Origin of the sequence: Paenibacillus pasadenensis (genome assembly GCF_002864175.1) — a bacterium.
GTDB classification, from domain to species: Bacteria; Bacillota; Bacilli; order Paenibacillales; family Paenibacillaceae; genus Paenibacillus_O; species Paenibacillus_O pasadenensis.
Window position 1 is genome coordinate 2,430,632 of sequence record NZ_NFEZ01000004.1, and the last position, 25,178, is coordinate 2,455,809.

At 63.8% G+C, this 25,178-nt stretch carries 28 protein-coding genes; 27 read left to right on the plus strand and 1 reads right to left on the minus strand.

Annotation, left to right across the window (positions count from 1 at the left end; all coding sequences use genetic code 11):
- The first annotated feature begins 33 nt into the window (after positions 1–33).
- The 19 genes from trpE (at position 34) to B8V81_RS20100 (ending at position 17,345) form a co-directional block, all read left to right on the plus strand.
- Positions 34–1,608: an anthranilate synthase component I gene (trpE, locus tag B8V81_RS20010; RefSeq protein ID WP_101809045.1), complete on the plus strand. Its 1,575-nt coding sequence runs from the start codon at positions 34–36 to the stop codon at positions 1,606–1,608.
- Positions 1,605–2,660 (plus strand): anthranilate phosphoribosyltransferase, encoded by a 1,056-nt coding sequence (gene trpD, locus B8V81_RS20015; RefSeq protein ID WP_373864111.1) that lies wholly within the window; start codon positions 1,605–1,607, stop codon positions 2,658–2,660. The genes trpE and trpD overlap by 4 nt, the downstream gene beginning before the upstream one ends.
- Complete coding sequence (trpC, locus tag B8V81_RS20020) at positions 2,650–3,447, plus strand: indole-3-glycerol phosphate synthase TrpC (protein ID WP_101809046.1); 798 nt, start codon at positions 2,650–2,652, stop codon at positions 3,445–3,447. Before trpD ends, trpC begins: the two co-directional genes overlap by 11 nt.
- The gene (locus B8V81_RS20025; RefSeq protein WP_052333424.1) at positions 3,444–4,166 is read left to right on the plus strand and encodes a phosphoribosylanthranilate isomerase; all 723 of its coding nucleotides are present in this window, start codon (positions 3,444–3,446) and stop codon (positions 4,164–4,166) included. The genes trpC and B8V81_RS20025 overlap by 4 nt, the downstream gene beginning before the upstream one ends.
- Positions 4,163–5,368 carry a tryptophan synthase subunit beta gene (gene trpB, locus B8V81_RS20030; RefSeq protein WP_028599763.1) on the plus strand — a complete coding sequence of 402 codons (1,206 nt, stop codon included), beginning with the start codon at positions 4,163–4,165 and terminating at the stop codon, positions 5,366–5,368. Before B8V81_RS20025 ends, trpB begins: the two co-directional genes overlap by 4 nt.
- A complete protein-coding gene (gene trpA / locus B8V81_RS20035) occupies positions 5,355–6,161 on the plus strand; it encodes a tryptophan synthase subunit alpha (protein WP_101809047.1) in 807 nt (268 codons plus the stop codon). The genes trpB and trpA overlap by 14 nt, the downstream gene beginning before the upstream one ends.
- A 100-nt stretch (positions 6,162–6,261) precedes the next feature.
- A complete protein-coding gene (gene hisC, locus B8V81_RS20040) occupies positions 6,262–7,359 on the plus strand; it encodes a histidinol-phosphate transaminase (protein WP_028599761.1) in 1,098 nt (365 codons plus the stop codon).
- A gap of 4 nt (positions 7,360–7,363) precedes the next feature.
- Positions 7,364–8,455 (plus strand): prephenate dehydrogenase, encoded by a 1,092-nt coding sequence (locus B8V81_RS20045; protein WP_028599760.1) that lies wholly within the window; start codon positions 7,364–7,366, stop codon positions 8,453–8,455.
- A 665-nt stretch (positions 8,456–9,120) separates the two neighbouring features.
- Positions 9,121–9,714 (plus strand): RNA polymerase sigma factor, encoded by a 594-nt coding sequence (locus tag B8V81_RS20050; RefSeq protein WP_101809048.1) that lies wholly within the window; start codon positions 9,121–9,123, stop codon positions 9,712–9,714.
- The gene (locus tag B8V81_RS20055) at positions 9,711–10,298 is read left to right on the plus strand and encodes an anti-sigma factor family protein (protein WP_101809049.1); all 588 of its coding nucleotides are present in this window, start codon (positions 9,711–9,713) and stop codon (positions 10,296–10,298) included. The genes B8V81_RS20050 and B8V81_RS20055 overlap by 4 nt, the downstream gene beginning before the upstream one ends.
- A gap of 90 nt (positions 10,299–10,388) precedes the next feature.
- Positions 10,389–10,976, plus strand: coding sequence for a histidine phosphatase family protein (locus B8V81_RS20060; protein WP_101809050.1), 588 nt, complete (start codon positions 10,389–10,391; stop codon positions 10,974–10,976).
- Between the two features lie 129 nt (positions 10,977–11,105).
- Positions 11,106–12,296 (plus strand): hypothetical protein, encoded by a 1,191-nt coding sequence (locus tag B8V81_RS20065; protein ID WP_101809051.1) that lies wholly within the window; start codon positions 11,106–11,108, stop codon positions 12,294–12,296.
- A 185-nt stretch (positions 12,297–12,481) separates the two neighbouring features.
- Entirely contained in the window at positions 12,482–12,664 is a 183-nt protein-coding gene (locus B8V81_RS20070) for an IDEAL domain-containing protein (protein ID WP_101809463.1), read from the plus strand.
- Positions 12,665–12,789: 125 nt separating this feature from the next.
- Entirely contained in the window at positions 12,790–13,194 is a 405-nt protein-coding gene (locus B8V81_RS20075) for a DUF2487 family protein (RefSeq protein WP_101809052.1), read from the plus strand.
- Between the two features lie 266 nt (positions 13,195–13,460).
- Positions 13,461–13,994 (plus strand): ubiquinol-cytochrome c reductase iron-sulfur subunit, encoded by a 534-nt coding sequence (locus B8V81_RS20080; protein WP_028599753.1) that lies wholly within the window; start codon positions 13,461–13,463, stop codon positions 13,992–13,994.
- Between the two features lie 18 nt (positions 13,995–14,012).
- A complete protein-coding gene (gene qcrB, locus B8V81_RS20085; RefSeq protein ID WP_028599752.1) occupies positions 14,013–14,684 on the plus strand; it encodes a menaquinol-cytochrome c reductase cytochrome b subunit in 672 nt (223 codons plus the stop codon).
- An 18-nt stretch (positions 14,685–14,702) separates the two neighbouring features.
- Positions 14,703–15,581, plus strand: a complete 879-nt coding sequence (locus B8V81_RS20090; RefSeq protein WP_028599751.1) for a menaquinol-cytochrome c reductase cytochrome b/c subunit — start codon at positions 14,703–14,705, stop codon at positions 15,579–15,581.
- 84 nt (positions 15,582–15,665) lie between these two features.
- Positions 15,666–16,313: a DUF1405 domain-containing protein gene (locus B8V81_RS20095; RefSeq protein ID WP_101809053.1), complete on the plus strand. Its 648-nt coding sequence runs from the start codon at positions 15,666–15,668 to the stop codon at positions 16,311–16,313.
- 111 nt (positions 16,314–16,424) lie between these two features.
- Entirely contained in the window at positions 16,425–17,345 is a 921-nt protein-coding gene (locus B8V81_RS20100) for a sporulation protein YpjB (RefSeq protein ID WP_101809054.1), read from the plus strand.
- Positions 17,346–17,433: 88 nt separating this feature from the next.
- Here the strand turns inward: B8V81_RS20100 and B8V81_RS20105 are convergent, their stop codons facing one another.
- On the minus strand, positions 17,434–18,306 hold the full coding sequence (locus B8V81_RS20105) for a YitT family protein (RefSeq protein ID WP_101809055.1): 873 nt from the start codon (positions 18,304–18,306) through the stop codon (positions 17,434–17,436).
- A gap of 123 nt (positions 18,307–18,429) precedes the next feature.
- Between B8V81_RS20105 and B8V81_RS20110 the strand changes: the two genes are divergently transcribed.
- From B8V81_RS20110 to B8V81_RS20145, 8 genes are all read left to right on the plus strand, one after another.
- Complete coding sequence (locus B8V81_RS20110; RefSeq protein ID WP_101809056.1) at positions 18,430–18,768, plus strand: nucleotide pyrophosphohydrolase; 339 nt, start codon at positions 18,430–18,432, stop codon at positions 18,766–18,768.
- 51 nt (positions 18,769–18,819) lie between these two features.
- Positions 18,820–19,335, plus strand: coding sequence for a tetratricopeptide repeat protein (locus B8V81_RS20115; protein WP_101809057.1), 516 nt, complete (start codon positions 18,820–18,822; stop codon positions 19,333–19,335).
- 42 nt (positions 19,336–19,377) lie between these two features.
- The gene (gene dapB / locus B8V81_RS20120; RefSeq protein ID WP_028599745.1) at positions 19,378–20,184 is read left to right on the plus strand and encodes a 4-hydroxy-tetrahydrodipicolinate reductase; all 807 of its coding nucleotides are present in this window, start codon (positions 19,378–19,380) and stop codon (positions 20,182–20,184) included.
- A gap of 53 nt (positions 20,185–20,237) precedes the next feature.
- Entirely contained in the window at positions 20,238–20,651 is a 414-nt protein-coding gene (gene mgsA / locus B8V81_RS20125) for a methylglyoxal synthase (protein WP_028599744.1), read from the plus strand.
- 4 nt (positions 20,652–20,655) lie between these two features.
- Positions 20,656–21,366: a bacillithiol biosynthesis deacetylase BshB1 gene (gene bshB1 / locus B8V81_RS20130; protein WP_101809058.1), complete on the plus strand. Its 711-nt coding sequence runs from the start codon at positions 20,656–20,658 to the stop codon at positions 21,364–21,366.
- Between the two features lie 99 nt (positions 21,367–21,465).
- Positions 21,466–22,632 carry an N-acetyl-alpha-D-glucosaminyl L-malate synthase BshA gene (gene bshA, locus B8V81_RS20135; RefSeq protein ID WP_028599742.1) on the plus strand — a complete coding sequence of 389 codons (1,167 nt, stop codon included), beginning with the start codon at positions 21,466–21,468 and terminating at the stop codon, positions 22,630–22,632.
- Complete coding sequence (locus B8V81_RS20140) at positions 22,629–23,954, plus strand: CCA tRNA nucleotidyltransferase (RefSeq protein WP_101809059.1); 1,326 nt, start codon at positions 22,629–22,631, stop codon at positions 23,952–23,954. Before bshA ends, B8V81_RS20140 begins: the two co-directional genes overlap by 4 nt.
- Before the next feature lie 4 nt (positions 23,955–23,958).
- Entirely contained in the window at positions 23,959–24,939 is a 981-nt protein-coding gene (locus tag B8V81_RS20145) for a biotin--[acetyl-CoA-carboxylase] ligase (protein WP_028599740.1), read from the plus strand.
- The last annotated feature ends 239 nt before the right edge of the window (positions 24,940–25,178 follow it).

Here is a 25,178-nt window from a genome sequence, read left to right on the forward strand (position 1 = left end):
TCCTTTCCATCTGATGCCAAGGAGACGATGAAGATGAATCGAGAGCTGCAGTCCGTGCTCCGCCTCGCGGGACGGTACAATCTGATCCCGATCGCGCGCTACCTGCTGGCGGACACCGAGACGCCGATCCGGCTGTTCCAGCATTTCGCCCGCGAGAAAAGAGCTTTCCTGCTGGAGAGCGTCGAGGGCGGAGCGAAATGGGCCCGCCACTCCTTCATCGGCATGGACCCGTTCATGATGCTCTACGGCAAGAACGGCCGGATGGTGCTGGAGAAGCGCGGGGAGCGGATCGAGCTGGACGAGGGCCGTCCGCTGGAGCTGCTGAAAGCCCATCTGCGGGCGTACCGCAGCCCGGAGCTTCCCGGCATCCCGTCCTTCAGCGGCGGCGCCGTCGGCTTTTTCGGCTACGATCTGCTGCACTACTACGAGAACCTGCCGAAGCATCGCCATGACGACCTGCAGATGAACGACCTGCAGTTCATGTTCTGCGACTCGATGATCGTATTCGACCACTTCAAGCAGCAGATCGGCGTCATCGGCAACGTGCATGTGCCGGACGCCGCGACCGACCGGGAGATCGAGCAGGCGTACGAGGCGACGGTCGAGCGGATCGAGCGCACGCTCGAGAAGCTGCGCCAGCCGGTGCCGCCGCTGGCGACGGCGGGCCCGCTGCCCGACGATCCGGATCTCGGCGACATCCGCTCCAACCTGTCCAAGGAGCAGTTCATCGCCAACGTCGACGCAGCCAAGGACTATATCCGCGCGGGCGACATCTTCCAGGTCGTGCTGTCCCAGCGGTTCCATATCGAGACCGACGTCGATCCGCTCCATGTGTACCGGATCCTGAGGACGCTCAACCCTTCGCCGTACATGTATTATTTGAAAATGGACGACGAGGTCATCGTCGGCACTTCGCCCGAGGCTCTCGTCAAAGTGTCCGACGGCAAGGTCGAGACGAGGCCGATCGCCGGCACGAGGCCGCGCGGCCGCACCGAGGAGGAGGACCGCGAGCTCGAGGCCGACCTGCTCGCGGACGAAAAGGAGCGCGCCGAGCATCTGATGCTCGTCGATCTCGGACGCAACGACATCGGCCGGGTGGCCGAATTCGGAAGCGTGCGCTGCGATTCGTTCATGGAGATCGAGCGCTATTCCCATGTCATGCACATCGTCTCCAACGTGACGGGCACGATGCGCGAGGACAAGGATTTCTTCGACGCCTTCATCAGCTGCCTGCCGGCCGGAACCGTGTCGGGCGCGCCGAAGCTGCGGGCGATGGAGATTATCGCCGAGCTCGAGACGGAGGCGCGGGGGGCTTACGCGGGAGCGATCGGCTACTTCGGCTTCAGCGGACGGAGCATGGATACCTGCATCACGATCCGCACGATCATCTTCAAGAACGGCAAGGCGTACGTGCAGGCCGGCGCAGGCGTCGTGTGGGACTCCGTTCCGGAAAAGGAATACGAGGAGACGGTCAACAAGGCCAAGGGCATGCTCAAGGCGATCCGCACGGCCGAGGCCGCATTCCCGCGGCGCGGCGGCGAGCCGGCCAGAGCCGCGGCGATCAACAGCGATTATTTCGTACCGGCAGGAAAGGAGGAGCGGGCATGATGGAGGCGGTTCGTACGACGACGATGCAGACGGCGCTCGACAAGCTGATCGGAGGGGGACATCTGACCCGAGCGGAAGCGGGAGACGTGATGCGCCTGATCATGGACGGAGCGGCGACGCCCGCGCAGATCGCCGGCGTCGCGACGGCGCTGCGGATGAAAGGCGAGACGATCGACGAGATCACCGGCTTCGCCGAGACGATGCGCGGCTTCTCGCGACGCGTGGAGACGGCGCAGGAAGGGCTGCTCGACACTTGCGGCACCGGAGGCTCCGGCATCCACAAGTTCAACATTTCGACGGCGTCGTCCATCATCGCAGCCGCGTCCGGCGTGCGGGTCGCCAAGCACGGCAACCGCGCGATGAGCGGCAAGGCCGGCAGCGCGGACGTGCTCGAGGCGCTCGGCGTGGCGATCTCGCTCGATGAGCGTCAAGCGGCGGCGTGCCTGCAGGAGATCGGCATCTGCTTCCTGTTCGCGCAGCTCTACCATCCGTCCCTCCGCCATGCGGCGGCTCCGCGCCGGGAGCTCGGCGTGCGCACGATCTTCAACATGCTTGGTCCGCTCGCCAACCCGGCCGGCGCCGACCGGCAGCTGCTCGGACTGTACGACCGCTCCCGCACCGAGACGGTCGCGAGCGTGCTCGGCACGCTCGGCCTGAAGCGGGCGCTCGTCGTATCCAGCCATGACGGCCTCGACGAGATCAGCATCAGCGCCGCTACGACCGTATCGGAGCTCGGGGAGGACGGCCAGGTGCGCACGTACGACCTGACGCCGGAGGAGCTGGGCATCGCCCGGCAGCCGCTGTCGGCGATCCAGGGCGGATCTGCGGAAGACAACGCCGCCATCATCCGCCGCATCTTCGACGGCTCCGAGCGCGGCGCCTACCGCGACATCGTGCTGCTCAACGCCGGAGCCTGCATCTATGCGGCCGGCGCGGCCGTGACGCTGCTCGGCGGCGTGGAAGCCGCCCGCCATGCCATCGACAGCGGCGCCGCCGGCGCCAAGCTGGAGCAATTGATCCAAAAGACAGGAGAGCTGGCCCATGTTTCTTGATCGCATCGTCCATACGAAAAAAAGCGAGGTCGAAGCGCTGGCGAGCCGCTTCAGCCTTACCGCCTATGAGAAAGAAATTTCCGGAATGGAGCCGTGCCGCGGCTTCATCGGAGCCGTCACCGCGCGCCGCCGGCGCGACGTCGGCCTGATCGCGGAGGTGAAGAAGGCCTCGCCTTCCAAAGGGCTGATCCGCGCCGACTTCAATCCGGTCGAGCTCGCCAAAACGTACGAGCAGGCCGGAGCGGACTGCATCTCCGTGCTGACCGACCGCGACTACTTCCAGGGCGCGCCGGAATACCTCGCCTCGATCCGCGCGGCCGTCTCGTTGCCGCTGCTGCGCAAGGACTTCCTCATCGACTACCGCCAGGTGTACGAGGCCCGCGTCATCGGCGCGGACGCCGTGCTGCTCATCGCGGCCATCCTGGACCGCCCGCGGCTCAAGGAGCTGCATGAGATCGCCGAGTCGCTCGGCATGGACGTGCTCGTCGAGGTGCATGACGAGCGCGAGCTGGACGGCGTGCTGGACGCGGGCATCGCGAAGCTGGTCGGCATCAACAACCGCAACCTGCATACGTTCGAGACGAGCCTGGAGACGACGGAGCGGCTGATGCGGATGGTGCCGGCCGGGCTTCCGGTCATCAGCGAGAGCTCGATCTCCGCTCCCGAGGACGTCGCCTACGTACGCTCGGCCGGCGCGGCCGGCGTGCTCGTCGGCGAGCACTTCATGCGCCAGCCGGATCCGGCCGAGGCGGTCGAGCGGCTGCTCGGACCGGTGCGCGTCCGATGAGCGCTCCTGCAGGGCGCGATTGCGGCGCCGCTCCGGGCCAGGGCTCATCCGCTCCGCTGCTCAAGATTTGCGGCATCCGGGACGAGGCGACCGCCAGGCTGCTCGGGCAGCTCCCGGTCGATTACGCCGGCTTCGTGTTCGCGCCGAGCCGGCGCCAGGTCGCTGCGGCGGAGGCGGCGCGGCTCATCGCCGCGATGAAGGCCGCGGCGAAGGAAGCGGGACGCCCCGCTCCGCTGGCTGTCGGCGTGTTCGTGAACGCGCCGGCGTCGGAGCTGGCCGAGGCGGCGAAGGAGGCGGGACTCGACCTCGTGCAGCTGCACGGCTCGGAGAGCCCGGAGGCATGCCTCGCCGCCGCGGAGGCCGCCGGGCTTCCCGTCTGGAAGGCGCTGCACGCGGGACGGCTGGCCGCCGGCCCGGAGGCGGCCGCCGCGGAAGTCGCGCGTTATGCGGACGCGGGCGTCCGCGGCCTGCTGCTCGATACGGCAGGGGGCGGCACCGGCCGCACGTTCGACTGGGAAATGATCCCCGGCTATGCGGAGGCCGCCGCCGCCGCCGGCTTGCCGCTGCTGGCGGCAGGCGGGCTGCATCCGGACAATGTGCGCGAGCTGATCGACGGCTACTCGCCGGACGGAATTGACGTCTCGAGCGGAGTGGAGCAGGATGGACAGAAGTCGCCGGAACGGATCCGGTCATTTACGGAAAGGGTGAAGCAGCGATGAATCAGGTACCTGATGAGAATGGACGCTTCGGCAAGTTCGGGGGGAGGTACGTGCCCGAGACGCTGATGAACGCGCTCTTCGAGCTGGAGGAAGCCTACAAGCACTACTCCAAGGACCCCGGCTTCCAGGAAGAGGTCCGCTATCTGCTCCATAAATATTCGGGAAGGCCGACCTCGCTCTACTACGCCGAGCGGCTGACGAGCCATCTCGGAGGCGCGAAGATCCTGCTCAAGCGAGAGGACCTCAACCATACCGGCGCCCATAAGATCAACAATACGATCGGCCAAGGCGTGCTGGCGAAGCGCATGGGCAAAAAGAAGATCATCGCCGAGACGGGGGCCGGTCAGCATGGCGTCGCATCGGCGACGATCGCCGCGCTGCTCGGGCTCGAGTGCAAGGTGTTCATGGGCGAGGAGGATACGAAGCGCCAGCAGCTCAACGTATTCCGCATGCAGCTGCTCGGCGCCGAGGTCGTGCCGGTGCTGTCGGGCACGCGCACGCTCAAGGACGCCTGCAACGAGACGCTCCGCTACTGGGTGAGCCATGTCGACGACACCTACTACATCCTCGGCTCCGTCACCGGTCCGCATCCGTATCCGATGATGGTGCGCGACTTCCAGCGCATCATCGGCGACGAGGCGCGCGAGCAGGTCCTGCGGGACGAAGGGCGGCTGCCGGACTACGTCGTCGCCGCTGTCGGAGGCGGCAGCAATGCGATGGGCATCTTCTATCCGTTCGTCGGCGACGAATCGGTCCAGCTGATCGGCGTCGAGGCGGCGGGACGCGGCGTCGACACCGACGAGCATGCGGCGACGATGACGCTCGGACGGCATGGCGTGTTCCAAGGCTCGCTCAGCTACGTGCTGCAGGACGACAGCGGCCAGGTGCTGCCGGCCCACTCGATTTCCGCCGGACTCGACTATCCGGGCATCGGACCGGAGCATTCCTACCTCAAGGATTCCGGACGGGCGGAGTACGTTCCGGTCACGGACGCGGAAGCGCTCGAAGCGCTGCAGCTGCTGAGCCGCACGGAAGGCATCATCCCGGCGCTGGAGTCGGCCCACGCGATCGCGCAGGTCATGAAGCTCGCCCCGACGCTGCCCAAGGACAAGACGATCGTCGTCTCGCTGTCGGGCCGCGGCGACAAGGACGTAGAAGCCATCATGGGATATCTGGGGGGGAAGCCGAATGAATCGCATTGACGAAGTGTTCGCGGCGCTGAAGGCCGAGGGCCGCGCGGCGCTCATTCCGTTCGTCACGACGGGCGATCCGAGCCTGGACGCGACGGTCGACATCGTGCTCGAGCTGGAGCGTAGCGGCGCCGACATGGTCGAGCTGGGAGTTCCCTATTCCGACCCGCTGGCCGACGGACCGGTCATTCAGCAGGCATCGGAGCGAGCGCTGCGCGGACCGGTGACGCTCGAGGGCTGCGTCCTGGTGGCTGAGCGCGCCCGGGAAGCCGGCTGCCGCATGCCGTTCATCCTGTTCAGCTATTTCAACCCGATCCTGCAGTACGGGATGGAGCGGTTCTTCACGCTCCTCCATGACAAGGGCATCAGCGGCCTCATCATCCCGGACCTGCCGATCGAGGAGGACGGAGAGGTGCGGGAAATGGCCGCCGAGGCCGGCATCCACCTCATTCCGCTTGTCGCGCCGACGTCGAAGGCGCGCGTGCAGCGGATCGCCGCAAGCGCGCAAGGGTTCGTCTACTGCGTCAGCTCGCTCGGCGTGACGGGCATGCGCAGCGAATTCCACAGCGGCATCGAGGAATTCCTGCAGTCGGTGCGCGAGGCGGCGCCGGTGCCGATCGCGGTCGGCTTCGGCATCAGCAGCCGCGACCAGGTCGAGCGGATGAGCCGCCATGCCGACGGCGTCATCGTCGGGAGCGCGATCGTGCGGCAGGTCGAAGAGGCGCTGCCGCTGCTTGCCGAGCCGTCGACGTACCGCGACGGAATCGCGCAGATCGGCCGCTTCGTCGCCTCCCTGCGCGGCTGACTTGGTGCACCGCTTTAAAGTGCTTCCAACTTCCCGGAAACTGTGAGACAATAGAGGGCATGACGCGGGAAGCGGACTTTACTTTTTTATGAGGTGAACCATGAATACGAAACGCCATATCGTGGATCTGCCCGTCTACCAGCCGGGCAAGCCGGTGGACGACGTCAAGAGAGAGCTCGGCCTCAGCGAGGTCATCAAGCTGGCCTCCAACGAGAACCCTTACGGCAGCTCGCCGCTGGCCAAGCAGGCGATCCTGACCGAGATCGAAAACAGCAACATCTACCCGGACGGGGCAAGCGTCGAGCTGACGGCGGCGACCGCCGCCCATCTCGGCGTTCAGCCGGAGCAGCTGATCTGGGGCAACGGCGCCGACGAGATCATCCTCATGCTCGCTCGTTCGTTCCTCGAGCCGGGAGACGAGACGGTCATGGCCGATCTGACGTTCTCGCAGTACCGGCACAACGCGGTCGTCGAGAACGCCGTCATCGTCGAGGTGCCGCTCGTGGACGGCAAGCAGGATCTGCCGGCGATGCTGGCCGCGGTCACCGACCGCACCAAGATCGTCTGGATCTGCTCGCCGAACAATCCGACCGGCACGATCGTGAGCGAGCGGGAGCTCGTCTCCTTCCTCGACGCGCTGCCGGCGTCCGTGCTCTGCGTGCTTGACGAGGCGTACTGCCACTTCGTCGACGATCCGGACTATCCGGACAGCATCCGGCTGCTGGAGCGCTATCCGAACCTCGTCTCGCTGCGCACGTTCTCCAAGATCTACGGACTCGCCGCGCTGCGGATCGGCTACGGCATCGCCCATCCGGACGTCATCCATGCAATCAACCTCGTGCGCGAGCCGTTCAATACGGCGCGCGTGTCGCAGGCCGCGGCCAAGGCCGCCCTGTCCGACCAGGCGTTCGTCGACAGCTGCCGCGAGAACAATCTCCGCCAGCGCGACTACCTTCAGAGCGAGTTCGACCGGCTTGGGCTGGCCTACTTCCCGACGCAGGCCAACTTCGTCCTCGTCGACGTCGGCATGCCGTCCCGCGAGGCGTTCGACCGGCTGCTGCGCCGCGGCTTCATTACGCGCGCCGGATGGTCCAAGTATCCGAACCGCTTGCGCGTATCGATCGGCACGGCGGACGACAACGTCAAGTTTGTCGCCGCCTTGGAGGAAGTGCTGAAGGAAGCGACGGTGCAACAGTAAATCGATGACCAAAATCGCCATTATCGGAGCGGGCCTCATCGGAGGCTCGCTCGCCTTGTGCTTCAAAGGACAGCCCGGCCTGCACGTAACGGGTTATTCCTATCGTCAAGAGTCGGCCGACAAGTATGTCAAGCTGGGCGTCGTAGACGAGGCTACGACCTCGCTCGAGGATGCGGTGCGGGGGGCGCACTTCATCTTCCTGTGCGTGCCGGTCGGCATGCTCGCCGATTACGCTCGCCGCATCAGCCTCATGCCGCTGCAGCCGGGCTGCGTCGTCACGGACGTCGGCAGCACGAAGTCCGGCGTCGCCGAAGCCGTCTCCGCCATCGACTGGCATGGCGCCGTGTTCATCGGCGGCCACCCGATGGCCGGGTCCGAGCGCGCCGGGGTGGAGGCGGCCAGCCCGATCCTGTTCGAGAACGCCTATTACGTGCTCACCCCGGAGGCCGGCACGCCGGCCGATGCGGTCGAGCGGCTGACGGAGCTGCTCGGCCACACCCGTGCCAAAATCGTCCATATGAATCCTTCGGAGCATGACGAGATCGTCGGAGCGATCAGCCATCTGCCGCATCTGATCGCGGCCGGCCTCGTCAACCAGGTGCGCCGCTACAACGAGTCCAACGAGGCTTACGCGATGCTGGCGGCCGGGGGCTTCCGCGACATCACGCGCATCGCCTCAAGCGATCCGGTCGTCTGGCGGGATATTCTGCTGGCAAACCGCAGCGTCGTGCTGCGGCTGCTGCAGGAGTGGGGAGAAGAGCTGGAACGGCTCGCGGACATCCTGCGCAAGCAGGACGGCGAGGCGATCAGCGATGCGTTCCGCGCCGCGGGAGCATTCCGCAGCAGCCTGCCGGAGCGCCGCAAGGGCGTGCTCCAGTCCATTTACGAATGCTACATGGACGTGCCCGATCATCCCGGCATCATCGGCAAGATCGCGACGGAGCTCGGCAACCGCCGGATCAACCTGAGCAATCTGCAGATCATCGAGAGCCGGATGGATGTTCCTGGCGTGCTGCGCCTCAGCTTCCGCACCCAAGGGGATCTCGACCAGGCGCTCGATGCGCTTGAGCAGCTGGGGTATACGGTCAAGAGCTGATCCGTCGGCGGCGTCCAGTCCAAGCGGCGTCACTGGTCCAAGCGGCGGCCTCCGGTCCAAGTGGCAGCACCGGTCCAAGTGGGCCCGTGCCGGGCGGGCGGCGACGCCAGAGCATCGCCGCCTCTCGGCTTTGCCTCTTCCAGACGAAAGCGCCTTCTGCCGCCCGTCAGAGGGCGCTTCGTTTTAGGCGAGCTGCCTTCATGAAACCGCTTCAAACTTTTTCGAACAAAATGAAAACGCTTATTGACAGATTGAAAACGGATACATATAATAAAAGTACAGTATGGTTTCTCTCCACTCCTATCCAACTCCATCGCACGTCTTGTGCGGGCCGCCCTCTCGGGCGGCTTTTTGTTTTGAGCTTGCCTTTTCTTAGAAGTTCCTCATATTCGATTCCTTTCGCGCCCCCCATGATACAATACGAAGAGTTTGCGGGCAGCCAAGTTTTGGGTAATCACCCATGATGTCGAAGCCGGCAGGAATTTGGCGTCGGCTGGCGAAATAGTAGTCTTCAGAATGCTTTGCGGGATGCCGAAATACACTTTAACGTCGCATGTTCATTCTTCTTTCTTTTTTGGCGCGGCAGCGCAACTTTCTGCATCCGTTCCGGTACAATTAAATGCCGGACGGAAATCGCTGCAGGTGAGGAGGTAAAGCCGCCTGTCATGGATGATTCCGATCTGATCCGGCAAATCAAACATGGAAATGTAGAGCTCTATTCCGAACTTATGAGGCGTTACCAGCGCAAGATCATGGCCTTTATCCTTCACATGCTCAGAAGCACCAAGATGGAGCTCGTCGCGGAGGACCTCTGCTCCGAGACCTTCTACAAAGCTTACCGCAGCCTGCATTCGTTCCGCGAGGTGGACGCGCAGTTCTCCACCTGGCTGTACACGATTGCGCGCAATACGGTGCTGAGCGAGCTTCGCAAGCAGCGCAGCGTACATATTCCTTTAGAGGAGAGCGGCATCATGCCGACCGCTCCTTTGGACGCCGCTCCGGAGCAGAGGCTGCTCCAGGGAGAGCGGATGGCGCTTGTCCGGGAAGCGATCAACGCTCTTCCGGAAAAGCAGCGCTCTGCGCTCATCCTGCGCGAATATGAAGGATTGGACTATCAGGAGATTGCCGATGTTCTGGGCGGGACCGTCAGTTCGGTCAAATCGTTGTTGTTCCGCGCCCGGGGCAGCGTCAAGGTCCAGCTGGAACCCTACTTCGAAGAAACGGAGAGCGAAGCGTTCGAAGGGATGAAGCTGCGATGAAATGCGAAGAAGTGCAGGATGCGCTGGCGCTTTATTGGGATTTGCCGGATGGCGAGCCATTGAAGCAGTCTGTCGACCTGCATTTGAAGCATTGCATAGCCTGCAGGCAGGAATACGAGCTTTGGGCGGAGAGCGAGCGGCTCATCCAGGAACTGTCCGATATGGAAGAGCATGAAATGTCCGAAAGGGCCGAGGAAGTCAATCGGACGGTCATGGACCGGATCTACGCCGAGGACCATATGGATTGGACGCTGAAAAGACGGTTTTCGTTGAGCCGCTCCTTCGGACCCAGGCTGTCCGCCGCCGTGGCGGCGTGCCTGGCGATGTTCTGCACGAGCCTGCTGTACGTGCTTCTCGGCCGAGGACAGTCCGACGAGACCAAGGGCATCATGGATACGGCGAACGCTTCTTCCTCTCCCGTCTTCAAAGCGTCGATCTCGGGCGACATTCCCGTCGCCACGGTCAGCGATCCGCTGCTGCTGAGCCTCGTTCCCCGCACGCCCCAATACTGGATTATCTTATCCATGCTGGGGCTCGTCATGACGATGCTCATGATGGGGTGGCTGTCCCGCAATCGAAAATGACGCACTCCGGCTGCTTCGCGGCCGGTTTTTTTGTTATACTTTTGTTATACTCAGTCCGGACGATATTGCAGCAGGAAGGAAGGCAAGACGATGAAACTGGGTCTGATCCGTCACGGCCGTACCGATTGGAACGCGTTAGGCCGCATTCAAGGCATCACCGATATTCCGCTGAACGACGAAGGCAAGCGCCAGGCGCTGCTGCTCGCGAACCGGCTGGCAGGCGAGGAGCAGAGCTGGGACGCCGTCGTCACGAGCGGCCTCTCGCGCGCAGCCGAAACGGGACGAATCATCGCGGACAAGCTCGGGATTCCGCTGCTGGAGCCGGAGCCCTTGCTCATCGAGCGCAGCTTCGGCCAGATCGAGGGCACGCTGGAGGAAGAGCGCTTGGCGGCGTGGGGGCCGGAGTGGCGGACGCATCCGGAAGCCGGAGTGGAGAGCGACGAGAGCGTCCGCCTGCGGGCGGCGGCATTTCTGCAAGCCTATACGGCGCGGATGCCCGAGGGCCGACTGCTCGCCGTCACGCATGGAAGCTTCCTCGCTCAGATGCTCGGAGTGATGGTCGAAGGGCTCGATCAGCCTTACCTGAACAATATGTGCTTCTCCGTCCTCGAGCACGGAGAAGCAGGGTGGAAGTCGCTGCTGCATAACTGCACGCTTCATCTGCAAGAAAAGGCTTGACCCGAAGAACCCGCCGAACCGGCGGGTTTTTTTGTTGTCCGGCACGTCTTAAACCTTCCGAATCGTCCCATAATGGTAGTACAAAAAGCAGCTAGAAGGGAACAGGGCCGATAGAAGGAGGGACGAGAGATGAATTTCTCCGATATGCTGGGCTATGCGGACATCGCCCAGCTGAGCCGGATCGCGCAAGTGTACGACTGCCGCTGCAACGGCAACTCCAAGCATGAGCTGATTCAAGCGATTCTCTCAAAAGCCGGCTCGCGCGAAGGCTTCGACGCCCAGATCGGCAGCATGAAGCTGGAGGAGCTGAGATTCATCAACTCCTTGATTTTCGACAGCCGGGAGCAGTTCAGCCTCGAGGAGCTGATCGCCAGAGTGCAGTCGAGCCGCGACGGGCTGGAGCCGGCCAGCGAGCCGGCCCAAGGCCGGGCCAAGGGACGCGCCAAAAAAGGCAAGCCGCCGGCGGAGCCGGAAGGGCCCCGGGACATGATCGTCCGCTTCAAGCATTACGGATGGCTGTTCAACGGCATATCGGGACCCGACCGGTATTTGTTCCGCGTGCCGAAAGATCTCAAGGATCGCTTCCGCCAGACGCTCAAGCGGAAGTTCGCCGAACGGCTCGTGTTTACGGACGAGCCGCCGGTATACCGGGACGAGCAGGAGCTGCTCGCGGGCGACGTCAAAGCGCTGCTTTCGTACGTGCGTCACCATGAGGTGCCGCTGACGCGGGAGGGCTACATGCACCGCCGCAGCATGCTGCAGGCGATGGAGAGCTTCGGCGTGCGGGAGGAGCCGCCGGCCAAAGCGGCGTGGAGGTTCGGCTACGGCCGCCGTTTCCGCGAATATCCGGAGCGCTTCTCGCTCGTCTACGATTTTTGCTTCTATAATAAGTGGCTCGAGGAGACCGAAAGCGAGCTTCTGCTCACGCCGCTCGGCGAGGCGGCGCTGCTCGGAGCACAGCCTTTCGGCACGGAGCAGCTCTATCGGTTCTGGCTGCGGCTGTACAAAGGCCCGGTTCCCAATCTGGCGCCGATGGTCCATTGGGTCGACGAGCTGGCTGACCGCTGGGTGACGGCGGATTCCTTGCGGGAGGTGCTGATTCCGTATGTGAAGCCTTACTACTACGATACGGCAGAGGCGGTCATGGATTCCCGGATCCTCATGATGATGCTTCATCTCGGCTTGCTGCGGATCGGCGAGGAGGAGCAGCGGGGGACGGTGCTGCGCATGACTCGGCTCGGCCGGGCGATCGTCGCCGGGGTGAGCGTGGAGCACGGAGACGTGCTGCGGATCGAAGCCGGCGCCGTTCCGCCTCTCTAGCACGGGCAGGCAAGAGCATATTATTCTAGCTGGCGGGTCATCAGCCTCTCCCGGCCGCCGCTAGGAAGAATACGATAGATGGAGATCGCGGCGATAGGTTGGCGTCGATTCTATACCTGGCGGCACTACCGGCACGAACTGCAGCGAGGAAGGTATAGGTGCACAAATTTGCGGAGGTGCATCCGATGGACAAAATGAAGGCGAATTACGAGGTCATGCTCGGGCTGGCCGCGGAGATGCTGCTGGACGAGGCGATGATCCGGTTTCGAAAGGAAAAGATCTACGCGGCGATCGACAATGCTTTGGAATCCGGCGACAAGGAAGGATTTGAGAAGCTGGCTGCCCAATGGAATACGCTGCAGCGCTGACGACGTCGGCGCGCCCATGCCCCCCGCCGATCCGGTACGCCGGACCGGCGGGGGGTTCGTGCGCTTGGCAAACGCGCCTTTAGAAGGTACCATAGTAAAGGTTATGGCGCTAAAGGAGGTGCAAGATGAAATTCAGCGAAATCGAGCCTTCGCGGTGGCCCGAGCTGCAGCCGTTTGTCGATACCTGCCTGCTGCCGGTGACGGGGCTGAGCGGAGTCGAGAATCCGTGGCAGGCCGCGGCCGAGCTCGAAAAGCTGCGCGACGTGATGGATGCGATCGAGGTCCCGTTCCGAGGACGGATCATCGCTTATCCGGCCGTTCAATACGGCAGCGAGGAGAGCGCGGCGGCGCTCGGCCCGCTCGTCGCGAACCTGAAGAAGGCGGGCTTCCGCTATGTGGTGGCGGCTTCGGCGGCGCTGCGGCTGGACGGGCTGGCTGAAGCCGATCTGACGATCGGGCCGGGCGAGGACGGCAGCCTGCCGGACGCGGAGCGCATCCGCAGCGAGATCCGCCGGCTCTGGAACGCCTGATCAAAGAGCAAAGGAAGGGCTTCGAGCGCGTATAGAGACGGCCCTTTTGGGGGAAACCATGTCTCAGGGAATGATTGTTAACTGCGCGTGTCGAAAGCAGGGGCAATTGTGACAAATTAGCAACAAACATGGGAGCGATTTTTGAACATTGAACTTCCAAATTCTTGACGCTCCTATATGACTGACGTATGATAGGAATTGCTTGGTTCGACACGGAATGTCTGGCGGACAAGGCATCCGAAATGGTTGCAAAGGGGGTTGAACAGATGAGTAATCACGAGTATCAGGAGACCGCGCATACTCCCGTAAAACGCAAGGAAATGTCCCGCAGGCAGTTTCTCGCGTACACCCTCGGAGGAGCAACTGCATTCATGGCAGGCGGCGCCGTGCTGCCGATGATCCGGTTCGCCGTTGATCCCCTCTTGGAGAAGCGCGCGGGCGGCAGTTTCGTGAAGGTCGTGGAAGAGAGCAAGGTGAAGGTCGGCGAGCCGACCGAATTCAAGTTCAAGATCCATCAGGTGGATGCTTGGTATGTAAGCGATCCCGAGCAGGCGGCCTGGATCATGAAGGACGACAAAGGCAAGATCTTCGCCCTTTCGCCGGTGTGCAAGCATCTCGGCTGCACGATCGGCTGGAACACGACGACTGCTAATCAATATGTGTGTCCTTGCCACGGCGCGCATTACACGGTAGATGGCAAAAACCTGAGCGTGGCGCCGGCTCCGCTTGACGAGTACCAGGTCAAGGTCGAGAACGGTTTCGTCTACTTGGGCGATATCATCCCCAACACGCGGGTTTAATGGGAGGCGTTAGTTCCGATGTTTAAAAGCGTATACAACTGGATCGACGAGCGTCTTGACGTAACGCCGCTGTGGCGGGATGTAGCGGACCATGAAGTGCCGGAGCATGTCAACCCGGCCCATCACTTTTCCGCTTTCGTCTATTGCTTCGGGGGACTGACGTTCTTCATCACGGTCATCCAGATCCTTTCCGGCATGTTCTTGACGATGTATTATGTGCCGGACATCATCAATGCTTATGCCAGCGTCGACTACCTGCAGCACAAGGTGCCGTTCGGCTCCATCGTACGCGGCATGCACCACTGGGGCGCGAGCCTCGTCATCGTCATGATGTTCCTACATACGCTGCGCGTCTTCTTCACGGGCTCCTACAAGGCGCCTCGCGAGATGAACTGGGTCGTAGGCGTGCTGATCTTCTTCATCATGCTCGGCCTCGGCTTCACGGGCTACCTGCTGCCGTGGGACAACAAGGCATACTTCGCCACCAAGGTCGGCATCCAGATCGCGGACTCCGTGCCTTACATCGGGGAGTATATCAAGATCTTCCTGCAAGGCGGCGAGATCGTAGGCGCGACGACGCTGACCCGCTTCTTCGCGATCCACGTGTTCTTCCTGCCCGGCGCCCTGCTGGCTCTGCTGGCCGCGCACTTCCTGATGATCCGCAAGCAAGGCATCGCGGGTCCTCTATAACCGAGAGGAGGGACCTAAATGGCTCACGGCAACAAAGACGAAAAGGTCGTTTATGTCGGCGACTCCCGGGTGCGCAAGCCTTCCGGAGTAGTGGCGGTGCCGCCGGACTATACTTCCTTCCCCGGCCGTTCGGAAGCGTTCATCCCGAACTTCCTGCTCAAGGAATGGATGGTCGGCTGCGTCGTCCTGGTCGGATTCCTCGTCCTGACGATCGCCCATCCGGCTCCGCTCGGCTATCCGGCGGATCCGACCAACTCGGCGTTCATTCCGATTCCGGACTGGTACTTCCTGTTCCTGTACCAGCTGCTCAAGTATCCTTGGGTGTCCGGCGATTATGTCGCTTGGGGCGTTGTCGGCATTCCCGGCGTCGCGTTCGGCTCGCTGATGCTGGCTCCGTTCCTGGACACCGGCAAGGAGCGCCGCTTCTACCGCCGTCCGATCGCGAGCGCGCTCATGCTGCTCTCGCTCGTCGCCTGCTTCTATCTCACCAAGGTGAGCTGGGACTTCTACCAGCATGAGCTTGAAGTCACCGGCACGGTGCCGGAGCATATCACCCGCGAGGAAGAAGCGCGCGAAGCGGCCATGTCCGGCAAGGAGCCGCCTTCGGCGACGAAGCCGGTCGAGGAGGTCGCTCTGGTCGACGCGGACAACGCGGACGTCAAGGCGATCATGGAAAAGGCCGGCTGCCTCCAATGCCACGGCACGGACCTCAAAGGCCAAGCCGGAGCGAAGATTCCATCGCTGCATGGCGTCGGCGACCTGCTGACGAAGGAAGAGCTGGCTGACATCGTCACGAACGGCAAAGGCGCGATGCCGGCGTTCGGCGAACAGCTCTCCTCCGAAGAAATCAACACGCTGGCCGACTGGCTGGCGAAGCAAAAGGCTGCCGGCGAGTAAGTCTCGGCAGAGCGAGAGACCTGACTGTCCTTCGGCAGTCAGGTCTTTTCTGTACCGATTCCGGCATCAAAGGAGGAACCAACGATGGGAATCAAGCTGGATCGCAGCCTGCTGCTGTATCGGCCGTTCCTGTGGACGCTGTTCATCGTCAACGCGCTTGGGACTGTCTACGGCTACTATTGGTATGCTCATCAGCTCGAGCAGACCGTCCGCGACGGACACCCCTGGTGGCAAATCGTCTTCGTGCCCGACAGTCCTACCGCCAGCCTCTTCTTTACGCTGGCGCTGCTCTACCTGCTGTTTCCGCCCGCATCGCCTGGACGGGGAGCGCGGCTGCTGCGCTCGGCGATCGAGGCGCTTGGCGTCGTCACCTCGATCAAGTACGGCATCTGGGCGGTCTCGATGATCTTGGCCGGCGCCTCCCAAGGGGAGCCGCTGGAGCCGCAGCATTACATGCTGATGGCTTCGCATCTCGGGATGGCGGTGGAAGCGCTGCTTTATCTGCCGTTCTTCCGGTTCCGCAGAGCTGCCGCGGCGTTCGCGCTCGGCTGGCTGCTGCTGAATGACTACAATGACTACACCTTCGGCATCTTCCCTTATTTGCCGGGGCCGCTGTACGACTATGTGCCCGAGGTGCGGACCTTTACGGTCGGGCTGACCGTGTTCAGCTTCCTCGTCACGATGCTCGGACTGGCGCTGCTGCGGAGGGAGCGAGACGGGCGCGGCCGCTGACCGGGGCTAGGGCTTGCCGGCGCTGCCGCTGATCCGATTCGAGGTGCGTGGATCCGCCATCATAAACCTGCCTGTCCCTGCATAAAGTAGGACAGACAGGGAGGGATAAGCATGTCAAGACGATGGTGGGCAGCCATAGCAGCGGGCTTGGCGGCTGCCCTTCTGCTGCATGGCGCCGCGCTGGCGGCCGCGGCGAGCCGTGCTTCAACCGCAAACGAGGACGACCTGGGCCTTCGCGCCAAGCAGGAGAGGTTCCAGGCGGCAGCCGACCGATTCTATGAATCGGTCATGGCTGCGGACCGCAACGGCATTTTTTATACCCTGCGGGATGCGGCGGCGACAGCCGGCGACAGCGTGCTGCGTCGGAGCGGCGGCGAGCTCGGATGGATCGCCGTCGACGAGGCGCTCCTCGAGGCGGAGGCGGCAGCGAGCCGCCGATCGGAAGCGGATCGGCTGCTGGCGGCGGCATCCAAGCTTCGCCTGGCCGCGGACAGCCTGACCGGCGGCGACGACGCGCTCTGGCTGCAGTACCGGCCGGTTCTCAAGGAGGACGCGCGCCAGCTCGTCATCGCTTGGACGACGTCGGGCGCGTCCGGGACCGGCACGGCGGAGGCGCGGATGAAGACGCTCCAGCAGCATTGGGAGCTGGTCGAGCCTTCCGCTCTGTTGATGAGGGACAAGGCGTTGACCGAAGCGATGCGGGACAGCATCGCCTACAGCTCGCGGCTGCTGACCTCGCATGACGGGACCCGGACGGGCTGGGCCGTGCAGTCGTTCGAGTCGTTGTCGGCCGCCGCGGATCGGCTGTTCCTGGCGAGCGGCGGGGAGGGCGGCTATCTTGCTGCCGATGCGCTTCCTCATCCGCTGCCCCCGCACTCTGGCGGAGGATGGCTGATTTATACGATCGTGCCGCTCATCTGCGCCTTGCTCACGTACGTCGGCTGGTCGAACTATCGGCAAGGGCAGCATGGCGTCATCGTGCTCCCGGCGCGGCCGGAGCGTCCGAGCCGCAACGGAGTCGTCCGCAAATGACGGCTCGACATCAAAAAGCCCTTCCGTCTGCGCAGACGGAAGGGCTTTTTGGCTTGATGCTCTAGAGGGGAGGAGAGAGCCGCAGCGGCTACGCCTCTTCCTTGAAGCCCTCGCCGAGCACGTCGTGGACGTCGCTGATGACGATGAAGGCGCGCGGGTCGATCGTCTTCACGATGAGGCGCAGCGAGCGGATCTCGCTGCGGGAGACGACGCAATAGAGCATGTTGCGCTGCACCTTGGAATAGGCGCCGACGGCGGGAATGAGCGTCACTCCGCGCTCGAGCTCGACCGTAATGCGCTCGGCGATCTCATCGCCTTTTTCGCTGATGATCGAAAATGCCTTGGCGGCATAGGCGCCCTCCTGGATGAAGTCGATCAGCTTGGAGGCGATGAAGACGGCGACAAGCGTGTACAGCACGTTCTGCTTCGGGATGTAAAGAAGCGAGATGCCGATGATGATCGCGTCGAATGACAGGATGATCTGGCCCATGCTCCAGCCCTTGGCGCGGTTGATGATGCGGGCGGCGATGTCGACGCCGCCGGTCGTGCCACCGAAGCGGAAGACGATGCCGAGGCCGCCGCCGAGCGTCACGCCTGCGTACAGCGCGGCGAGAATGAGGTCATGCTCGGCGTAGAACGGCTCGATCCAGCCCGACTCGATGCCCCTTTCGAAAATGAACAGGAACAGCGAGAGGCTGACGGTGCCGACGATCGTCATGACCATCGGCAGCCGTCCGAGGATGCGCAGTCCCACGAAGAAGAGCGGAATGTTGAGCAGCAGCGTCGTAATGGACAGCTTCCACCCGAACGCGTAGTTGAGCAGGACGGCGATGCCGGTGACGCCGCCCTCCATGAGCTGGTTGGGCAGCAGGAAATACTGCAGGCCGAAGGCATAGATGGCGGTTCCGAGCAGGACGGGGAGGATGGACTTGTACAAATAGCGGTAGGCAAGATTGGACATGGCGGTTTTCTCCTTGGCTTCAGCGGTCTGAGCGGGCAGCCTCATGCGGCTTTCCCTATATTGTGTTCAAAACTGCTTTAGGATAACATAGGTAAAGATACGTTGCAAAAAGGGGACAGCCGCATGGACGAAAAATCCCTCGCTGAAATCCAGCGCGAGGTAGACCGCTACATAGGCCAATTCAAAGAAGGCTACTTCAGCCCGCTGTCGCTCGTGGCGAGACTGGCGGAGGAAGTCGGCGAGCTGGCGCGAGAAGTGAACCATACGTACGGCGAGAAGCCGAAAAAGCCGGACGAGGCGGACAACTCCATCGAAATGGAGCTGGGCGACATTCTGTTCATCCTGAACTGCTTCGCCAACTCGCTGGACATCGACCTGACGAAGGCGCATGACGCCGTCATGCACAAATTCAATACGCGCGACGCCGACCGCTGGACGCGCAAAAACGGCGAACCGCAATAAAGCCCCGGGCATATGCTGTTACCATCACCCTAGCGCAAGGAAGGTGGGCGGATGGACGGGGAAGGCTGCATCAAAAAAGCGTATGAATGCATCTTGAACGGCGATTTCGATGGAGCGATCGAGTGGTTCCTGCAGGCCATCCAGCTGGAGCCTCGGAACGCTTCCTTTCATTATAAGTGCTCGGTCTCCTGCGCTCGGAGCGGACGGTGGGAGCTGGCTCTCCAGCATGCGGCCAAGGCATGCGAGCTGAAGCCGGACCATGAGGAATACCGCTATCATCTGGACGTCGTCGAGGCGAGGCGGCTCGTATCCGACGCCAAGCTGATCATGGCCTCCGAGTCGGGCTCCGCGTCGGAAGCGATGGAGTTCCTGCAGGAGGCCCGCATCCTCGACCCGCTTCAGGCCGAGGCCTGCTATCTCGCCGCGGTCTGCTGCATGCAGCTCGGCCGGCTGCAGGAAGCGCGGCTGCTCGCGGCAGAGGCTTGCCGCCTGGAGCCGGCGATGGAGGAAGCGAGGCAGCTGAATCGTCAGCTCAAGCGGATGCTGAGGCGGCGAGGGAGGGATTGACCGTCCCTGCCGCCTTTTATTTCTGAACCGAGGTGATCATCAATGTCAACCCCAATCAAAGTCGCGGTGGCCGGCGCATCCGGCCGCATGGGCCGCGAAGCCGTCAAGCTGGTGCTGCAGGAGGAAGGGCTTCAGCTGGCCGGCGCGATGTCTCCATCCGCAGGCGCCGTCGACGCGGGACGCCTGGTCGGCCTGGACGAGGCCGGCGTCAAGGTCGTGCCTACGCTCGAGGCGATGCTGTCCTCCGCCGACATCGACGTGCTCGTCGACTTCACCGTGCCGCAGGCCGTATACGCCAACACGCTGGAAGCGATCACGCGCGGCGTCCGGCCGGTCGTCGGCGCCACCGGCTTCACGCCAGCCCAGATCGAAGAGCTGGACGAGCTGTGCAAGCAGCAGAAGATCGGCGGGCTGATCGCGCCGAACTTTTCGATCGGAGCCATCCTGATGATGAAATTCGCCGCCGAGGCGGCTAAATACTTCCCGCATCTCGAAATCATTGAATATCATGGCGACCAGAAGCTTGACGCTCCGTCCGGAACGTCGATCAAGACGGCCGAGCTCATCTCCGCCGCCCGCAAGGAGCTGCGGCAAGGCAATCCGAGCGAGGAGGAGACGATCGAGGGCTCGCGCGGCGGCTATTACGACGGGTTCCGCATCCACAGCGTGCGTCTTCCGGGCGTGTTCGCCCAGCAGGAGGTCGTCTTCGGAGCGTTCGGACAGTCGCTCAAAATCCGCCACGACTCCTATGACCGCGCCGGCTACATGCCGGGCGTCGCGCATGCCGTCCGCAAAGTAATGACCTACGAGGGCATGGTGTACGGCTTCGAGCATATCATGGACGACTAAGGAACGATTCCTGGAAAACTTCAGCCTGTCAGGCCGTAAAGGAGCTGGAATAGATGCTGCAAATCGCATTCATCGCGCATGACCGCAAAAAGGACGAAATGGTCAACTTCGTCACCGCCTACGAGGAGGCGTTCAAAAACGCCAAGCTGTATTCCACCGGGACGACGGGCTCCCGCATCATGGAAAAGACGAGCCTGCAAATCAAGCGCTTCATGAGCGGCCCGCTCGGCGGGGACCAGCAGATCGGAGCGCTTGTCGCGGAGGATGAGCTTGATCTCATCATCTTCCTGCGCGATCCGCTCATGGCTCAGCCGCATGAGCCGGACATTACCGCCTTGCTTCGCCTGTGCGACGTGCAAGGCATCCCGGTGGCGACGAACATCGCGACCGCCGAGCTGCTCGTCAAGTCGATGATGCGCGGAGACTTCGCCTGGCGCGAGCTCGTGCACAAGTACAAGCCGGAGTAAGCGGATGGACGCTCAACAGAGTCAAGTCGATCTGCTCGTATTCGGCGCCCACGCGGACGATGCCGAGATCGGCATGGGCGGCACGATCGCCCTCCATGCCCGGCAAGGGTGGCGCGTCGGCGTCTGCGACCTGACGCGCAGCGAGATGAGCTCGAACGGAGATCCGGTGCTGCGCGCCGAGGAGGCGGCGGAGGCTTCCCGCATCCTGGGCTTGGCCTATCGGGGCTGCCTCGGCTTGCCGGACCGCGGCCTGACGGGGGACGCGGAGCAGATCGCCGCCGTCGTCCGCGAGATTCGGCTCCGCCGGCCGCGCGTCGTCTTCGCGCCGTACTGGCAGGACCGCCACCCCGACCACAACGCATGCAGCGCGATCGTCGAGGAAGCCGTATTCAACGCCAAGCTGCGCCGCTGCATGCCGGAGCTGCCTCCGGTCCAGGTGGAGCGGCTCGTCTATTACTACATCAACGACCAGCGCGATATCGCCCTGACGGTCGACGTCACGGCGGAGATCGGGACCAAGCTCGACGCTCTGGCCGCCTATCGCTCGCAGTTCGAAGCTGCCGGCGGCGACCGCGTCGAGACGCCGCTGACGCAGGGATACGTGCAGCGGGTCGAGTACCGCGATTATTTGACGGGACAAGCCGCCGGCTGCCGCTATGCGGAAGGCTTCGCGCTGAAGCGCCCGCATCCGGTGTCGAGCTTTCTCGAAGCTTGATGATTAATGGCTCCGAGCCGCGAATACAATGATAGCATCAGGCATCCACGCCGAAGCCGGACCCGGACCCGGTTCCGGCTTCACCTAGGAGGAACGATCATGTCCAGAAAACTGAAGATCGGCATCACGTGCTATCCGACCCTCGGCGGATCCGGGGTCGTGGCGACCGAGCTCGGCAAGCTGCTCGCGGAAAAAGGGCATGAAATCCATTTCATCACGCACAGCATTCCGTTCCGCCTCGGCCAGTTCCACAAGAACATCTTCTATCACGAGGTCGAGGTCAACCAGTATTACGTTTTCCGCTATCCGCCGTACGATCTGAGCCTCGCCAGCAAGATGGCCCAGGTCGCCGCGATGCAGAACCTGGATCTGCTGCATGTGCATTATGCGGTGCCGCATGCCGTATGCGCCTTCCTCGCCAAGCAGATGATGAACGGCTCCGGCCTGAAGACGGTGACGACGCTGCACGGGACCGACATTACGGTGCTGGCCCAAGACGAGTCGCTGAAAAGCCTGATCCGCCTCGCGATCAACGAAAGCGACGCCGTCACCGCCGTATCCAAGGATCTCATCCGCGAGACGCGCGAGCTGATGGACATTACGCGTGATATCGACCTGACGTACAACTTCGTCGACAAGCGCGTCTACTACCCGCGAGACACGGGCTCGATGCGGGATGACTACGCCTTGCCGCATGAAAAGATCCTCATGCATATTTCCAATTTCCGTCCGGTCAAGCGCGTCGGAGACGTCATTGATATTTTCCGCCGCGTCAATGAGCATGTCCCCTCGAAGCTGCTTTTGGTCGGAGAAGGGCCTGAACTGTCGCGAATCCAGTTTCAGATTCAGGAGATGGGGCTGGAGGACCGCGTCCATTTCCTCGGCAAGCAGGAGGATGTGGCGCAGATCATCTCGCTCGCCGACCTGCTGCTGCTGCCGTCCGAAAAGGAAAGCTTCGGGCTCGTCGCCCTCGAGGCGATGGGATGCGGCGTCCCGACGATCGGCTCGACCGCAGGCGGCATCCCCGAGCTTGTGGCGCATGAGCGGACCGGATTCCTGTCGCCGGTCGGAGATACGGCGGACATGGCCCGCAACGCCGTCCGCCTGCTGACGAACGAGGCGATGTATGAGCAGTTCCGCGAGGCGTGCATCAAGCGCTCCTGCGAGGAATTTTGCAACGACCGGATCACGCTCGAATACGAAAAGATCTATTACCGGGTGCTCGGACTCGAGGCGGAGCTCCCGATGCAGGCTTGCCGCGGATGAAAGGCGGATCCATCCCGCTCGATCCGCAGATGCAAGCGGCGCTGCCGGTGCTGCTTCGGCTCGAGGAGGCCGGCTTCCAAGCGGTCTTCGTCGGCGGGTGCGTGCGCGACCTGCTGCTCGGCCTGCCTTTGCATGACGTGGACATCGCCTCCTCGGCGACGCCGGAGGAGGCGATGGAGCTGTTTCCCGATGCGATTCCGACGGGACTGCGGCACGGGACGGTGACCGTCCGGCACGGCGGACGGCTTTACGAGCTGACGACCTTCCGGACGGACGGCGAGTACGGCGATGCGAGGCGGCCGGACGAGGTCCGGTTCGTTCGCAGCCTGGAGGAGGATCTGCGGCGGCGGGACTTCACGATCAACGCGATGGCGATGGATCGGAGCGGAAGGCTGACCGATCCGTTCGGAGGCCAAGCGGATTTGCGGAACCGGACGCTGAGAGCGGTCGGCGCGGCTGAGGAACGCTTCGCCGAGGATGCCTTGCGGCTGCTGCGCGGCATCCGCTTCGCCGCCGTCTACGGGCTGAGCTTCGCTCCGTCCGCCTGGCGCGGGCTGAAGGCCGGGCGCGAAGGAATGCGGCTGATCGCGATGGAGCGGGTCGGCGCCGAGCTGGACAAGCTGCTGGCCGGCGGCGGGCTTGCCCGCGGGGCGGCGCTGCTGGCCGCGTCGGGGCTGGCGGATCGATTCAAGGAACCGATTCCGGCGCTGGCGCGGGCGGCTGGCGCCTGCTCTGCGCATGGACGCGGACTGGCCGCGCCGCTGCAGGCGGCGAGCCGGCTGCAGCGGCCGGACGACGGCTGGGCGGCGCTGCATCTGCTGCTGGGACTGACGGCAGATCAGGCGATGCAAGGCTTCGCGGACGAAGCGAAGATGAGCTTTGCGACGCTGCGGTTCAGCTTGGCCCGCCAGGAGCGGCTTGCCGCCGTGCTGGCGTTCCATGCGGGCGTGCAGCGGCTCGGCCGCGATCCGCAGCGGGACGGCTTGGCGCGGCTCGTGCTGGAGCTTGGCGAGGAGCCGGTCCGCGAGGGGCTGGCGTTTCTTGCCGCGGCGGAGCGGGCCGGCCTGGCGCCGCAGCTGTTTCCCGCCGGCGCGGCGCCGCCAGCCGCCCTCCTGAGCGGCTGGCTGGAGCAGCTGCCCGCCCGCACGCTCAAGGAGCTGGCGATCGACGGCCGGCTGCTGCAGCGGCAGCTCGGCCGCCGGCCCGGGCCTTGGCTGGGGCCGCTGCTGAAGCGGCTGCTGGAGGCGGTCATGCTCGGCGAGGCGCCGAACGAGACGGAAGCGCTGGCGAAGCTGGCTGTTTCCTGGATGGAAGGAGAGTAGGGACATGGATCTGGAAAGGCTGCTGGAGCTGTTCGAGGAATCGGGCGAGCGCTTTCGCTCCGGCGAGGAGGTGAGCCGCGAGCTCGGCGTCAGCCGGACCGCGGTATGGAAAGGCATCCGCCGGCTGCAGGACCAGGGCGTGGAGTTCGAAGCCTCGCGCAAGCTCGGCTACCGGCTCGTCGGCCGTCCCGAGCCGCTGGATGCGGAGTCGATCGGCGCGCAGCTGCGGACGGAGAGCTTCGGCCGCAGGCTTGTCGTGCTGGACAAGATCGACTCGACGCAGAACGTCGCCCAGCAGCTCGCGCAGCAAGGCGCCGAGGAAGGCACGCTCGTCATCGCCGAGCAGCAGCTGAGCGGCCGCGGGCGCATGGGCCGGGGCTGGGTGTCGCCGTACGGCAAAGGGCTCTGGATGAGCCTGATCCTGCGGCCGCAGCTGCCGGTCGGCAGCGCGCCGCAGCTGACGCTGCTGGCCGCGGTCGCGCTCTGCCGGACGCTGCGCGCGGAGACCGGGCTCGATATCGGCATCAAGTGGCCGAACGACCTGCTCGTCGACGGCCGCAAGCTGAGCGGCATCCTGCTGGAGTCGGCCGCCGAGGACGAGCGGCTCCGGCATGTCGTGGCCGGCATCGGCATCAGCGTCAACCTGAGCGAGGCCGACTATCCGCCGGAGCTGCTGGACAAGGCCGTCTCGCTGCGCATGGCCGCCGGCCGCAGCTTTTCGCGCGGCGCCCTGGCGGCGGCGTTCCTGCTCGAGTGGGAGCGGCTGTACCGGCTCTATTTGGCCGAAGGCTTCGGCTTGGTGCGGACGCTCTGGGAGGCGCTGTCGGTCTCGCTGCATCGCGAGACGGAGCTCCGCACGCCGCAGGGCGACATCGTCGCGACTCCGCTCGGCCTGCATGAGTCCGGCGCGCTGATCGTCCGGATGGCGGACGGTTCGGAGCGGACGCTGTTCTCGGCCCAGATGGGCGAGCCGATCCGGGCGTGATCGGCGTGCAAGCGCCTTCGGCCTTCGTTTACGCATGCGGCTCGATCTGCTATACTGGGTGTGACCAGGCGGTATCAAGGGCCGATAGGCCGGAACCGCACTGGCGCAGCCGGGCAGACGGCTCCATAAGTCTGCTGCTTCATAAGAAGGCATGAACGCGGGAGCGAGAGCTCGGCGCGCGGAGCCGCATGACGGACCGTGACGGCGAGAGGAGCGCTGCCGGCAGGACATCCTTTTTC